The organism is Psychroserpens citreus, assembly GCF_055686305.1.
Genome location: NZ_CM145999.1, coordinates 1,147,598 through 1,162,801, shown reverse-complemented (window position 1 = coordinate 1,162,801; position 15,204 = coordinate 1,147,598). Strand labels below are relative to the sequence as shown.

Sequence of the window (15,204 nt, the reverse complement as noted above, 5' to 3'; positions counted from 1 at the left end):
ATGTTTAAATATCTAAAACGATTGTCACGTGTGTTGTTACTAGTGTTTTCTACTGTAGCATGTGCTCAAAACGAAGGTGTTTATCTGGTGGCAGAAGTGTCAAATGAAACTGTTTCTGTTGGCCAAACAACAGAAGTTACATATAAATTATATGTCTCCCAAAGTACTGGTGTTTCTAATTGGAAAGAGCTTCAGAAGCCAGAATATAAGGGTTTTGAATCTAGTGAAATAGTAGTTGAGCCCATGCAAGTTAAAACCGAAAAATTTAAAGGAGAAACTCATAGATATGTCATACTTAACAAAACAAAACTAACCTCTAAAGAAAAAGGCACGTTTCTGTTTGATCCCTTAAAACTAAATGTTACTATAGAAATATTTTCAGATGATCGTTCTACTAATGAAGGTTTAAAGAAGGAAACTTTAAATAAAGATTTAATAAGCGAGCCCATTAAAATAATCGTAAAATAGAAACTATATCATTGAGATGAAAATCTTTAAACACATAGCATTACTCGTTATTATACTTACGTCTAGTATGACCTTTGCTCAAATAAAATTTGAAGCCAAAGTTAGTAAGACGAAGTTAGGTGTTAATGAACGCTTGCGCATTGACTTTGTGATGAATAAAGATGGCGATAATTTTAACCCGCCAAGTTTTGAAAACTTTAATGTTGTTGGAGGACCTAATACGTCTGTAAGTAATTCTTGGCTTAATGGAAAACACTCGTATACTAAAACATATAGCTATTTTTTAGCACCTAAAAAGCAAGGAACCTTTACTATTAAAGAAGGAAGTATTGAAATTGATGGCGATGTATATAAATCTAAGACTGTTGCCGTACAAGTTACAAAAGCAGTAAAGCGCCCAAATGACCCATACAATGTAGAAGGCATTGCTTCAGAAAACATTCACCTTGTCGCAGAGGTTTCAAATACAGATCCTTATATCAACGAGGCTATAACTGTGGTTTATAAATTATATGTGTCTCCAAATACAGGTGTTAGTAATTGGAGAGAGATTGAAAACCCAAGATATAACGATTTTTGGAGTCAGAAAATTGATGTTAAAGGACTCAAAATCCAAAATGGGAAATACAAAGGTGAAGACTATCGTTATGTTGTACTTCGTAAAACGGTATTATATCCCCAAAAAACGGGCAAGCTTGATATAGAGCCATTAGCATTAGATATTACGGTTGAGGTGCCTACCAATAGACGCGATATTTTTGGAGGACGACATATGGCACAAATCAATAGAACGGTATCTGCAGGGAGTAGAACGATTAATGTAAAGGCTCTTCCAGAAGAAGGAAAGCCTGATGATTTTACTGGAGCGGTTGGTGATTTTGAGTTTAATGTCATTACATCTAAAACAGAGTTGAATGCATCAGAATCCTTACAAGCCAGAGTAGAAGTTACCGGAACAGGGAACCTTAATCTGTTTCAACTTCCAAAGTTAACCTTACCGAGTTCATTAGAAGTTTATGAGCCAGAGCACAATGAAAAAATTCGAACTAACTTAGGTGGAATGCGAGGTTCAATTTCAGATAATTATACTATTGTACCTCAATACAAAGGCAAATATCCTATTCCGAGCGTGTCATTTTCTTATTTCGATTTAGAGACAGAAACTTACAAAAGGGTCTCTTCAGGTGAGATCATTATTGATGTTATTGAAGGCCCGATTAATAACTCTTCAGGGGATGATAATATTGCTACTTCAGAAGCTAATAAAACTGAAGTAACACTTAATGGAAATCAATTCGCTTTTATAAAAACAGATGCTAATTTAAAGCCAATTAGTAAGGATAGTTTCTTTAAATCAACTGGATTTTGGACGTCCTTACTATTGCCAATATTGGCAATTCCGTTGGCTATGGTTTATCGTAAAAAGAAAGAAGAACGTGATGCTGATGTCTTCGGAAATAGGATTAGAAAAGCCGATAGATTGGCCAAAAAGTATTTGAGTGAAGCTAAAAAATCATTAGGAAACAAGGAAGCATTTTATATTGCACTTGAAAAAGCCTTGCATAATTACTTGAAGGCAAAACTTCAAATTGAAACGAGTGATTTCAGTAAAGAAAAGATTCAAGGTATTTTATTAGAACGTCAAGTTAATGAAAATACAATACAAGAATTTATTGGCATTTTAGAACACTGCGAATTAGCGAGGTATACGCCAATTACTAATGTTGAAATGAAGCAAGACTATGAAAAATCGGCTTCTACAATCTCAATTATTGACAAGGAAATTAGATAGTGATGAAACAACTAATTTACATACTAATAAGTTTAATGTACACAATTGGCATTGCTCAAAACACCACTGTTTTTGAGCAAGCTAATACCTTATATAATGAAGGTAATTATACAGATGCTTTAGAAAAATATAAATCGATATTAAACACAGGACAGCATTCTGCTGAATTGTATTTTAATATTGCAAACGCGCATTATAAACTCAATCATATTGCGCCTAGTATATATTTTTATGAAAAAGCCTTACTGTTAAAACCTAATGATGAGGATATTCAAAATAATATTGCCTATGCAAGAAATATGACCATCGATGCCATTGACACCATACCTGATGTTGGCTTTTCTAAGGTATTAAATACTGCGACTCATACATTTAGTTTTGATAATTGGGCAAAGTTATCAGTGAGTTTAATGGTGCTATTTGTGTTGATTTTTCTAATGTATTATTTTTCGCATTCAACTACAAAAAAGCGTTTGGCATTTATTACGAGTTTTTGCGCTTTTGGCTTAGCATTAGTAAGCGTGTTATTTGCATTTCATAAGTATGAGTTAGATAAAAATGATCAACCAGCCATTGTATTTGCCCAAGAGGCACAAATTAAAACAGAACCCAATCTAAGAAGTAGTGAAGCATTCAAAATTCATGAAGGCACTAAAGTTCAAGTGATCGATACTGTTGATAATTGGAAAGAAATTAAACTGGCAGATGGGAAATCAGGATGGGTCATTAGTGATGATATTAAAATGTTGAAGATATTTTAAAGGTTCTTTAACAAAAAAATCAAAATCTAATTTTATATTTGCCCTTCACTAATAATATATGAGTAAGAAATTACCAGCCATTTTTTTTTCATTAGTGTTTTTGACACTAACTATTGTACCTACGATTATTCATATTGTCGATAGCTCTATCGATGTGTCTTTGCTGTGTGATATTTCTGAAGAAGAAGAAGAAAAAGAAAGTGAAAAGAACAAGGAGTTTGAAGTTTTTGTAATAGAATTTGACAATGAAGCAGAAGATATAGATACTGTTTATAAGCAACTAGCTTCATGTTATTCCTTCAAAACTTATCCTAAACCACATCTTAACTTAATATCCCCACCCCCCGAATTCATTTTGTAATTTTTTCGATCAAGGATAGACAACTTTATCCTAAAAAAGTATTACAAATTAGCTATTGGCAAAAATGCCTTTAGCACAAATGAATTATGTTATGTTTAAAACTCTTAAGAATGACTTACCAGCGAGTATCGTTGTATTTTTTGTTGCTTTACCGTTATGTTTAGGTATTGCATTAGCCAGTGGAGCACCACTATTTTCAGGTTTAATTGCAGGAATTGTTGGAGGTATTGTAGTAGGATCTCTAAGTGGTTCCAAAATAGGTGTTAGTGGACCAGCAGCTGGTCTAGCTGCAATTGTATTAACAGCTATCGGTACTTTGGGAGGCTATGAAAATTTTTTAGTTGCCGTTGTTTTAGGTGGAATTATTCAATTAATTTTTGGATTACTTAAAGCAGGTATTATTGGTTATTATTTCCCTTCTTCTGTGATAAAAGGTATGTTAACAGGTATAGGGATTATAATCATTTTAAAACAAATCCCACACTTTTTTGGCTACGATCCAAGCCCTGAAGGTGATTTTGCGTTTATCCAAGTTGATGGAGAAAACACTTTTTCAGAAATCATTAATGCCATTAACCATATTGCCCCTGGATCTGCTATTATTGGAGCTATTGGATTAGGAATATTATTACTTTGGGATAAGGTATTATCTGATAAAGGGAAATTTTTTAAATTAGTCCAAGGACCTCTTGTTGCCGTTATTGTAGGTATTGTGTTTTATGTATTGACACAATCACATGAGACTTTTGGTATAGACAAATCTCATTTAGTTAGTGTGCCAATACCAGAAGATGCTGCGTCTTTTTTAGGGCAATTTAGCTTACCAAACTTTGCTGCTATTACTAGAGCAGATGTCTGGATTGTTGCATTTACAATTGCCTTAGTAGCAAGTTTAGAAACTTTATTATGTGTGGAAGCTACCGATAAATTGGATCCTCACAAAAATGTAACTCCTACCAACAGAGAATTACTTGCTCAAGGAACTGGAAATATTATATCAGGTATGATTGGTGGTTTGCCAATTACACAAGTAATTGTTAGAAGTTCTGCAAATATCCAGTCGGGTGGACGCAGTAAAATGTCGGCAATAATTCACGGATTTCTCTTATTGATTTCAGTAATCTTAATTCCGAGATTATTAAATATGATTCCATTGTCAGTCCTTGCAGCAATATTATTAATTGTAGGTTATAAATTGGCAAAACCTGCGTTATTTAAAAAGATGTATGACTTGGGATGGAAACAATTTTTACCATTTACAGTAACTGTTTTGGGAATTGTCTTCACAGACTTACTTAAAGGAATTGCTTTAGGATTATTGGTTGGAATCGTCGTTATTTTAATAAAAAGTTTTCAAAACTCTCACTTCTTACATATTGAAGATAAAAGTAACGGAAAGCATAAAATAAAAATGACCCTTGCAGAAGAAGTGACATTTTTTAATAAAGGAGCTATTCTCAATGAATTAGATAGTTTACCAAGAGATACTTACTTAGAACTCGATGTTAGAAAAACAAGGTATTTAGATAATGACATTATTGAAATTCTCGAGGATTTTGCCTTCAAAGCTAAAGAACGACATATTGATATCAAGCTTATTTCAGAACGTGGAATTGTAGAGAATCCAGATAGTTTCATAGAGTTTTTCAAATTGAGACCAAAAACAGCTTAAAATTAGATAATTATGAAAAGTAATAAATATAAAATTCTGGTACTTTCTAATTTAAAAGGAAGTACAACAAGTACCTTAAAAAATACCATTAGCCTTTCAAAGATGATTGATGCTAATATTGAATTTTTTCATGTAAAAAAACCTACAGATATTGTAGAAACGGATAGTCAATTATCAGCTATGCGTACAATAAATAAAGAACGAATTGTTACCGAAAAGAAAATAAAACAACTCATTACTTCAATTTCCAATGATTATGATGTAGATATAAAGACGTCTTTTGCGTTTGGTAATATAAAAAACGAAATAAAAGACCATATTGAAAAAACAAAACCAGATATTATCGTTTTAGGAAAACGAAAACAAAAAGCGTTGAGTTTTATTGGAGATAATGTAACTGGTTTTGTGCTAGATACATTTGATGGGCCTGTCATGTTAGCTTCAGAAAAGTATGGCTTAGAACCTGAAAAAGAACTGTCATTAGGGTTTTTTAATAACAACAAGCACACATCCAATTTAGGATTCACAGAACATTTAATTAACCAAACGGATCAACCACTAATGTCATTTAATATTGTTGATAAACCAGGTCAACAAAATGAGAACTTGATAAGTAGCTCAAATAATACTGTAGATTTTGTATTCGAAAAAAATGATAATGCTTTTAAAACGCTTTCTAATTATTTAGAAAAAAACAATGTCAATCTATTGTGTGTTAATAGAAGTCATATTTCTGGTAGACAAAGCAAAGTAAAATCTGAAATTAAAGAGGTTGTAGATAAAGTTAATGTTTCTCTTTTTTTAACAAGATAGAAGCAATATCTTAGTTAGTAATTAAGTCAAAATGTATATGAAAAATCTAAACTACAGCTTTCTTTTCGTTTTTTTTATTGTTGTTATGTGTCCCAAAATGTCATTAGCTCAAGATAGCAATCTTGGAAATTGGCTCATCTATATTGGCAACAAGAAAATTGATGAAAAATGGAGTATTCATAATGAAATACAATACAGAAATTATGATGCTATTGGTGATTTAGAACAGCTGTTGTTGCGTACAGGATTGGGATATAATTTAACTGAAAACAATAATAATATTTTATTGGGATATGGATATATCTTATCTGAAAACTATATCGATGATTCGAGCGACAAGGTTTCAGTAGAAGAGCACCGAATATTCCAACAATTTATTACCAAACAAAAAATTGGTAAGGTTGGGTTAAGTCATCGTTACCGATTTGAACAGCGGTTTGTAGAAGATGATTTTAAAATGCGTCTTAGATATTTTCTGGGACTACGTATTCCGCTTCAGTATAAAGAGGACAAAAAAAATCCATTATACTTATCGGCATATAATGAGATTTTCTTAAATACTAAAAGTGCAGTATTTGATAGAAACAGGCTTTATGGAGGTTTAGGTTACGAATTTTCAAAAGCATTGCGCTTAGAGTTGGGCTATATGAATCAGTTTTTTAAATCTTCAGGGCGAGATCAAATTAATATCATTGCGTTTGTTAATTTCTAAATAAAGTTGGCTTACATTTTTTCATTTTTTTAAAAAATAAAGCTAACTTAGAAGATTAAGATAACAACCTAATTATGAAAAACTTATTTACAAACATCAAAGGAGATGCATTTGGTGGAATTACAGCTGGAATTGTAGCCTTGCCGCTTGCGTTAGCCTTTGGAGTATCATCAGGTCTAGGTCCTAGTGCAGGATTATATGGCGCTATATTTATAAGTTTTTTCGCAGCGCTGTTTGGAGGAACTAATACTCAAATTTCTGGGCCAACTGCTCCTATGACTGCTGTAAGTATGGTTATTATAGCAGGAATAATAGCAACTAATGACGGCAGTGTTGAAAAAGCGTTACCAGCCATTCTAACCGTGTTTTTACTGGCTGGATTGATGCAAATTGGTCTTGGTGCTATTGGTTTAGGTAAGTATATTAGATATATTCCTTATCCTGTAGTGTCAGGTTTTATGACCGCTATAGGTGTGATTATTTTAGTAACACAAATCTTGCCCGCTATTGGATATTATCCTAAAGAAGATGTAGATTTTGTTGAAAAATTTAAGCCTCAGGCCGAAGAAGTGATACTTGAGAATATTCTAAAAGAAGAAGCTGGTGAAGGAATTTTAGTATTAGAAGACTTTAAAGAGACAATAACTAGAGCAGAGAGGATCACTCAAGGTGATATATTGAAAGAGTCCCAAACACTAGCGGCTAAAAATGCATCTGGCGTACTCGGTGCTCTAAAGGTACTGCCTAGAGCGCTTAAAAATATTAATTGGTTAGAATTAGCTTTAGCACTAGGAACCATTTTTATTATTTATGGATTTAAACGAATTACCACCAAAATACCTAGTACACTGGTTGCTCTTGTTGTAATGTCTGCTATAGCGATGTTAGCAAAATTAGATTACAGAGCAATCCCTGAAATTCCTGAGGGCTTACCTATTCCTAATTTAGAAATTATTACAAGCTTTAATTTAAGTGCCATTACGCCTTATATTTTTACGGCATTAGCCTTATCTCTTTTAGGAGCCATTGATTCGCTTTTAACGAGTATTGTAGCTGATAATATGACCAAAACTAAACATAAGCCGAATAAAGAATTAATTGGTCAAGGTATTGGAAACAGTATTGCAGCTTTATTTGGAGGTATCCCAGGAGCAGGAGCAACGATTAGAACTGTGGTAAACATAAATTCTGGTGGTAAAACAAAGTTGTCAGGTATGATTGCTGGAATATTATTGTTTAGTATTTTAATGATTCCTGGTCTCCCAAATTTAGCATCCCAAATTCCAGCAGCAGTTTTAGCAGGTATTTTAATTACTGTAGGTATTGGAGTGATGGATTATAAAGGGTTAAGAGCTATTCCTGCAATGCCCAAAGATATTAAATTAGGGCCTTTAAAATTGAGTTCGGAAGTGCTAATCATGCTTGTGGTACTAGTGCTATCTTCGCTTTGGGATTTAGTATATGCTGTAGGAATTGGTTTAGTAATTGCTTCACTAATGTTCATGAAGAAAATAGGAGACTTAACAGCTGAGCGTTCAGATGTTAAATCGCTCAAAGAGGAAGCTTGGGACGATGAAGGAGGGTTTCCTGTTAGTTTAAAAGAAGAAGTTTTTGTAAAACACATTAAAGGACCGTTGTTTTTTGGATCAACAAGTGATTTTCAAGCGCTAACATTGCAAATTCCTGATACAGCTTCCATTGTAATTTTAAGATTAGATCGAATGCAATATATGGATCAATCTGGTCTGTATGCCATGGAGGATATGCTTCAAGATCTTAAAACTAAAGGGGTTGAGGTCTTATTCGTTAACGTCTTGAGACAGCCGCGTTATATGATGGAACGCATTGATATCATACCTGATTTTGTTTCTGAAGATCATATTTTTAAGTCCTTTAAAGATTGTTTAAAATGGATAAAAGAAAATGTAAAAGACGAATATTAATTATAAAAAATCAAACAAATGAAAAACATAGCAATAACAAAAGAAGTACAAAATACATTTACACCAAACAGTGTATTGAATGATTTATTAGAAGGGAATAATCGTTTTGTAAACGGAAATTCAGAGCCAAAAGATGATTCGGCTTTGGTAAATCAAACCACTACAGGTCAATTTCCTAAGGCTGTTGTTCTATCTTGTATAGATTCACGTGTACCAGTAGAAACCGTTTTAGACCAAGCAATTGGAGATATTTTTGTTGCGAGAGTCGCAGGAAACTTTGAAAATGTAGATATTCTAGGAAGTTTAGAATATTCGTGTAATGTTGCTGGTAGTAAGCTTATTTTAGTTTTAGGCCATGAAAGTTGTGGTGCAGTTAAAGCCGCTTGCGATGGAGTAGAACTAGGAAACATTACTGCAATGTTAGATAATATCATGCCAGCAGTAAGACAATCTGCAGAAGAAGTTGAAGGCGAAGCTAATTCTTCTAATGCCGAATTTGTAGCAAAAACAGTAGAAAACAATGTTAAATTAACGATAGATCGCATTCGTGAAAAAAGCCAAATCTTAACAGAAATGGAAGACAATGGTGAGATTAAAATCGTTGGTGGTGTATATAGCTTACATACTGGAAAAGTAAATATGCTTTAAAAGTAAAATCATATAAAACTATTAAAACTGTCTATTAAAGTAGACAGTTTTTTTATGCTTCAGTATCATCTTCAGATGTATCCTCATTAGGATCGTCTTTCCCTTTATTTAAAATACTAGGAAATATCATTGGCGCTAATGCTTTTACTGGCTTATAAAGAATAGATGCTTCTAAATCCTCTTTGTCTGCAAACGGAATAGAATTGTTCATATTATCAAAAACGATAAGCATTACACTAAGAATTAACCCAATTTTTAAGGCACCAAACACACCTCCTAGAAGCTTATTCAAAATACCAAGAGCAGCAAAATCTGCAAGTTTAGTCAATGCCTTTCCTGCAAGTGCAATGATTAAAACAATAATCACAAAGGTGATAGCAAAAGCTACGATATTAATATATTTTTCATCCCAATCTAATTTACTATCTAAAAAATCAGCAGCAAAATTACTAAAATGAATGGCGCCATATACACCAGCTACAAGTGCTACTAGCGAAGCAACTTCAACAAAGAGTCCTTTCATAAACCCACGAATGAGTCCAAATAATAACAATGCGCCTAAAATAATATCAATTAATGCCATAGTTCAGTTAGTTTTAACAAACGTACATAATTTTTACGATTTTAAACAGATAACGCTAAAATCCATCACTTAGTTTAGTAACTTTGACATCTTAATTATTTGAACATGATTTATGGCAAGAGATGAGCAATTAAAACAGCGATGGGAGTTGGTGGTTGAAAAATTATCAGCACGATTTTCTGATGGAGATCCTCTAGATTTAGATGCTATTATTTACTTGATTGGCGTTCAGGAATTAGGACAATTAGATCGTAAATTTAAGAAAGACCATAAACTCGATTTAATGCACATCGCCATATGTAAATTATTGTCGCCTTATGGCTACTATGAATTTGATTTTGTCGATGACGATGGCTGGCCACATTACACGGTTAAAGAGCAATTGCCACCTTTAAAAGCAGGAGAACAAAGTGTATTGATGAAAGATGCTATCGTTAACTATTTTATTGAAACCGAATTTATAGATTAGTTTTTGGCGTTACCCACTTTCGCTAAGTGCTACAGTGCGTCAGGCTCTCGGTAGTCGCTCTCTGCGAGGAGCTTCAACAAAACCTCCATCCTTAACGCAAATTTGGATAAATTCATTAAATTTGCGGTTCATTTTTAGGTATTATGATAGATAAGATAAAAGAACTCATAGCAGAAGCCGAAGCATTTACAGCTCAATCAAAAGAAGAGGTTGAGGCATTTCGCATCAAGTATTTAGGATCCAAAGGACTTCTAAAAGACTACTTCGCCGAGTTTAAAAATGTAGCAAACGAGCAGAAAAAAGAGTTTGGGCAAACCATAAACCAACTTAAAAAAACTGCTGAAGAAAAAGTTAATGCCTTAAAAGCCGAATTAGAAAGCCAAGAAGAGATACAAAGCGTGTATGGTGATTTATCGCGTCCAGGTGAACCTATAGAGATTGGTGCACGTCATCCTATTTCCATAGTAAAAAATCAAATTATTGATATCTTTTCACGTATTGGTTTTAATGTGAGTGAAGGTCCAGAAATTGAAGACGATTGGCATAATTTTACGGCACTCAACTTACCAGAATATCATCCTGCTAGAGATATGCAGGATACGTTTTTTATACAAACAGATCCAGATATATTATTACGTACCCATACCAGTTCGGTTCAAGTGCGTTATATGGAAAATAATAAACCGCCTATTCGTACAATTTCTCCTGGGCGTGTGTTTCGTAACGAAGCTATTTCAGCGCGTTCACACTGTTTTTTCCATCAGGTAGAAGGCTTGTATATTGATAAAGATGTGAGTTTTGCCGATTTAAAGCAAACCTTACAATATTTTACTACCGAAATGTTCGGGAAATCTAAGATTAGATTACGCCCATCATATTTCCCATTTACAGAACCAAGTGCTGAGGTTGATGTGTATTGGGGATTAGAAACGGAGACCGATTATAAGATGACTAAAGGAACTGGATGGTTAGAAATTATGGGCTGCGGTATGGTCGATCCTAATGTTTTGGAAAATTGCGGTATAGATTCTAAAGAATACTCAGGTTTTGCCTTTGGAATGGGCATTGACCGTATAGCATTGTTATTACATCAAATTAGTGATATCCGCTTATTGAGCGAAAATGATGTGCGTTTCTTAGAGCAGTTTAAGAGCGCTCTCTAACTAAAAATTTCGAGTTAATAATTTTTGTGTTTTCGAAGTCTTCAAGATCAATAACATAAACTTCTGATGACGCTGCTTTGGTGTGGGCATTTTCTGTAAACCCTCCAAGTATATAAAGCTTGTTTTGATAATAATGCAATTTAGGACTCTCTAAATCTACATTTAGATCATACATTTCTATAAGTCCAGATATAGTATCGAAACGAAACATTCTATTGGCATCATATATGTATATGATGTGATCATTAGTGGCTAAAGCTGGTTGTTCCATTGCTTGGAACAAATCTCCAATATGTGACCATGCCTTCGTTTTGATATTATAAGATTCTATCGTTTTTAGTGGCTGTCCATCATGTCCTCCTATAAGATAAATAGTATTGTCTATAATCACACCTTGTGTTTCTTTTTGTGTTGTCATTTTTGGAAGATCATACCAACTTCCGGATGTGATGTTATATATATGTGAGGCATCAGTGTAGATTTTTTTACCATTCTTATTTATTGATGTAGAACCTCCCATTAAAATCACATTATCATTGTAAATGAAGGAAGCAAAATTAATAGCTTGATGTGGATTGGTATGATCAATTATCACTTTGTCAGAAGCCATGTCAAATACTTCAATGGTATTTTCTAAATACTCCTTTTTTCTATTTGTTGATAATCGTTTTCCGCCAATGCTATATAGCGTATTACCATAGCAATTGAGATTGTGATACGCACGTTCTCTAAACGATATTTTAGAAACAGACCAAGAATTATTTATGATATCATATATCTGTAGTTTATTGCTATAACCTTCATAGTAAAACCCTCGTCTTAACTCTCTCAGTAAATCGGCAAGCGTTGCATTTGGTATGAGACTAACCTCCATAAGAGCTTTCTTCCCCATGTCTTGCAAATAAGAAGAGTTTCCGCTAACTACATAAATGTAATTACCAACAACTAGAGAACCAAAATCTGAAACTCTAGATCTTAAAGGAGCTAATCTTTTAAATTTTAATTTGTCGTTTAAACTTTCAGCAGAGTTAACAACAACCTGATCAAGATTTTCCAATTTTTTAGAAAGGAATATAGTTGACAGTTCGTTCTTAAGGTCTCGAATAGACACAGATTTAGAATGATAACCAATACAAGATATATTTAAACTATCAGTCTTTGATATTTTAGATTTTAATTTCAGATAGAATTTGCCGCTGGCATTAGTTACTGTACCAGAATTATCTTTTTTAAAAGAAATCGTCACATTTTCAATTGGGACTTTTGTTTCAGAATCTAATACAATACCGTTAATGCGTTGCCCAAATAAAAATTGTGTAAATAGGAAACATATCAAAAAATACCGCATAGCTTGAAGTTTTATCTGTTAATCAACATTTTACTAAGATCGACTAATTCTTTGAGATAATCAAAAGTAGTATGTTAACTTATTGCTTTACTTTTTTAAAGTCGTTTCAAATAATTTGTAAATGCGTCGGTATTCATCAGACCAACTAGAACTTTCTATAAAGCTATGACCTTCAAGGGGGAAAACGGCTAGCTCCCAATTTTCCTTTTTCAACTCTATGAGACGTTGAGACAAACGAACAACATCTTGGTAATGTACATTAGTATCAATCATACCATGCAACATTAATAAGTTTCCTTTTAAGCCTTCGGCAAAATATATAGGAGAACTACGTCTATAAGCTTCAGGGTCTTCAACAGGTGTATTTAAAATTGGAGCAGTATATCCATGATTGTAATGCGCCCAATCGGTTACAGAACGTAATGCAGCACCACTTTTAAAAGTATCTGGAGAATTAAACATAGCCATTAAGGTGATAAACCCACCATAAGATCCACCATAAATTCCAATACGATCTTTATCAATACCTTGATGTTTAACGAGATATTGAGCACCATCAATTTGGTCGTTTAAATCTTTCCCTCCCATATGTCTATAAATTGCCGTTCTCCAATCACGTCCATAACCTTCACTTGCTCTAAAATCTATGGCTAAAACAGTATATCCATTATCTACAAGGATATTGTGAAACATATATTCTCTAAAATAAGAAGGCCACCAACGATGTACGTTTTGTAGATACCCTGCACCATGAACAAATATAACCGCTGCACCATTTTTATTGTCTTCTTTTGGTTTATACAATGTGGCTGGTACTTGAGCACCATCACGAGCTGTAAAGTTGATAATTTCAGAATCTATCCAATTGTAAGATTCAAATGCTTTAGTTGTGGAGTTTGTTAGCTTGGTCATTGTTGCACCAGCTTTGTTTGGCATAACGAAAAGTTCCCATGGCTTGTTGGTGTAGGAATATCTAATGGCTAATTGTTCTTCATTAGGGGAAACGATGACCTCATAACCTCCAACCAACGATGTGATTTGTTTCATTTGCCCTCCTTTTGACGACAAATGATAAAAATGTTGTTCATGAGGACTTACTTTATTACTTACAATAAAAAAGGTCTTGTGATCTTTTGATAAGTTCACTTCTTGAATTTCAAATTTACCTTGAGTTAAGGCTTTTATCTTTCCTGTATTGACATTAGCCGAATATAAATGTGAATAGCCCGTTTTTTCAGATTGAAACCAAATGGTATCATCATCTATCCAACCAAGATTCCCATTGGAAAACCATCCAATTCCTGGACCTCCTATCCAAGCATCATCATGTTGACGATCTATCAATTTTAAACCACCATTGCTTAAATTTAATGACATGATCCAACGATCCTTGTGATCAGCAGATACGATATTCACGACCGCTTTCTCATCTTGAGAAAAGCTTAAATTATTGATATTAACTTCTCTTGCATCGTTGTAAGTCTCTTCATATTCTGAGACATTTTCAGTATAGTCTTTTAAAAAAGCGGGTTTGTCTTTAATACCTTCAATAGCATCTGTTTTAATTTGATAATGTGCTCCTGTTTTAAGGTTTAAAACCCAAGATTCATAAGTGTATTGTGGGCTACCAACATTTGATCTAGCGGTTAAATCTGTGGTATAACTACTTTCAGTAACATAATCAGGAACAATAGTGTTTTTGTCGTTAGGGGTTTCATATAGGTTATACACCACATAATTTAAATCTGGAGACACAGACAATCCAAATACATTTTTATCACCTAAATAAATCGGCTCTAATTGGTCCAATTGGGTTTGTTCGGCTCTATAAGAGCTCGCTTTACTTTCATTCTTTCGTTTTTCTAAGATATTGATAAGCTCCAATTGGTCATCCATAAGCCATTGATCTTGTGAGTTAGGTTTACGTTCAGGCTGCTCACTACCCGATTTAAAATTGGTTAATTGTGTCAATGTACCATCAGTTATTTGCCACTGATAAAGATTATTATTGAGTTGATAAATAATCGATTTTTGGTCACCCGAAAATCGAGGATTGGATTCATAAGCAGTTGTACTTGTTAGACGTTTGGTGGAATTAGTTAATAGATTTAACAAAAATAAATCACCACCTTTTTGATACACCTTTAAACGATAATCTTTTGAGAAATCACCATTGTTGTCGAGTGCTTTTAATTCATTAAATGATAATTTTTTAATTTGTTTTGTGTTAATATTAGCTTGATAGGTAGATCGTATAGTATCATTGTCTGGATTCCAACTAAAATTAATATGCTTGCTATCACTTGTCCAAGAGATATTGGTTGGTAAATAACCAACAAAATTATCACCTTGCATGATTTGATCAATGGTTAACTTTGAGTCGTTTTTTACTTGTGCAACACTTAAATTTGTCACTAAAAACAGTAGGAATATAGAACGGAGTTTCATTAAAACGTATTAAATGGGTTATT

The 15,204-nt window shown here is 33.4% G+C and carries 14 protein-coding genes; 11 read left to right on the top strand and 3 right to left on the bottom strand.

Going from position 1 to position 15,204, the window contains the following annotated elements:
• From ACTU6T_RS05200 to ACTU6T_RS05160, 9 genes are all read left to right on the top strand, one after another.
• Positions 1–468, top strand: coding sequence for a hypothetical protein (locus ACTU6T_RS05200; RefSeq protein ID WP_460220199.1), 468 nt, complete (start codon positions 1–3; stop codon positions 466–468).
• A gap of 16 nt (positions 469–484) precedes the next feature.
• Positions 485–2,260: a BatD family protein gene (locus ACTU6T_RS05195; protein WP_460220198.1), complete on the top strand. Its 1,776-nt coding sequence runs from the start codon at positions 485–487 to the stop codon at positions 2,258–2,260.
• Positions 2,261–2,262: 2 nt separating this feature from the next.
• Entirely contained in the window at positions 2,263–3,021 is a 759-nt protein-coding gene (locus ACTU6T_RS05190; RefSeq protein WP_460220197.1) for a tetratricopeptide repeat protein, read from the top strand.
• Between the two features lie 58 nt (positions 3,022–3,079).
• The gene (locus ACTU6T_RS05185; protein WP_460220196.1) at positions 3,080–3,382 is read left to right on the top strand and encodes a hypothetical protein; all 303 of its coding nucleotides are present in this window, start codon (positions 3,080–3,082) and stop codon (positions 3,380–3,382) included.
• Positions 3,383–3,473: 91 nt separating this feature from the next.
• Positions 3,474–5,054, top strand: a complete 1,581-nt coding sequence (locus ACTU6T_RS05180; protein WP_460220195.1) for a SulP family inorganic anion transporter — start codon at positions 3,474–3,476, stop codon at positions 5,052–5,054.
• A gap of 12 nt (positions 5,055–5,066) precedes the next feature.
• Positions 5,067–5,867 carry a universal stress protein gene (locus ACTU6T_RS05175; protein ID WP_460220194.1) on the top strand — a complete coding sequence of 267 codons (801 nt, stop codon included), beginning with the start codon at positions 5,067–5,069 and terminating at the stop codon, positions 5,865–5,867.
• A 97-nt stretch (positions 5,868–5,964) separates the two neighbouring features.
• Positions 5,965–6,579 (top strand): DUF2490 domain-containing protein, encoded by a 615-nt coding sequence (locus ACTU6T_RS05170; RefSeq protein WP_460220193.1) that lies wholly within the window; start codon positions 5,965–5,967, stop codon positions 6,577–6,579.
• A gap of 74 nt (positions 6,580–6,653) precedes the next feature.
• Positions 6,654–8,522 carry a SulP family inorganic anion transporter gene (locus tag ACTU6T_RS05165; RefSeq protein ID WP_460220192.1) on the top strand — a complete coding sequence of 623 codons (1,869 nt, stop codon included), beginning with the start codon at positions 6,654–6,656 and terminating at the stop codon, positions 8,520–8,522.
• An 18-nt stretch (positions 8,523–8,540) separates the two neighbouring features.
• Positions 8,541–9,170 carry a carbonic anhydrase family protein gene (locus tag ACTU6T_RS05160; protein ID WP_460220191.1) on the top strand — a complete coding sequence of 210 codons (630 nt, stop codon included), beginning with the start codon at positions 8,541–8,543 and terminating at the stop codon, positions 9,168–9,170.
• A gap of 52 nt (positions 9,171–9,222) precedes the next feature.
• Here ACTU6T_RS05160 and ACTU6T_RS05155 read toward each other — a convergent pair whose 3' ends face one another.
• Complete coding sequence (locus ACTU6T_RS05155) at positions 9,223–9,753, bottom strand: CvpA family protein (RefSeq protein ID WP_460220190.1); 531 nt, start codon at positions 9,751–9,753, stop codon at positions 9,223–9,225.
• A 112-nt stretch (positions 9,754–9,865) separates the two neighbouring features.
• Between ACTU6T_RS05155 and ACTU6T_RS05150 the strand changes: the two genes are divergently transcribed.
• Complete coding sequence (locus ACTU6T_RS05150; protein WP_460220189.1) at positions 9,866–10,222, top strand: hypothetical protein; 357 nt, start codon at positions 9,866–9,868, stop codon at positions 10,220–10,222.
• 143 nt (positions 10,223–10,365) lie between these two features.
• A complete protein-coding gene (gene pheS, locus ACTU6T_RS05145; RefSeq protein ID WP_460220188.1) occupies positions 10,366–11,385 on the top strand; it encodes a phenylalanine--tRNA ligase subunit alpha in 1,020 nt (339 codons plus the stop codon).
• Here the strand turns inward: pheS and ACTU6T_RS05140 are convergent.
• Both ACTU6T_RS05140 and ACTU6T_RS05135 read right to left on the bottom strand, forming a co-directional pair.
• The gene (locus ACTU6T_RS05140) at positions 11,369–12,733 is read right to left on the bottom strand and encodes a carboxypeptidase-like regulatory domain-containing protein (RefSeq protein WP_460220187.1); all 1,365 of its coding nucleotides are present in this window, start codon (positions 12,731–12,733) and stop codon (positions 11,369–11,371) included. The two genes, pheS and ACTU6T_RS05140, sit on opposite strands and share 17 nt — an antisense overlap.
• Positions 12,734–12,820: 87 nt before the next feature.
• Entirely contained in the window at positions 12,821–15,181 is a 2,361-nt protein-coding gene (locus ACTU6T_RS05135) for an alpha/beta fold hydrolase (protein WP_460220186.1), read from the bottom strand.
• Positions 15,182–15,204 lie beyond the last annotated feature (23 nt).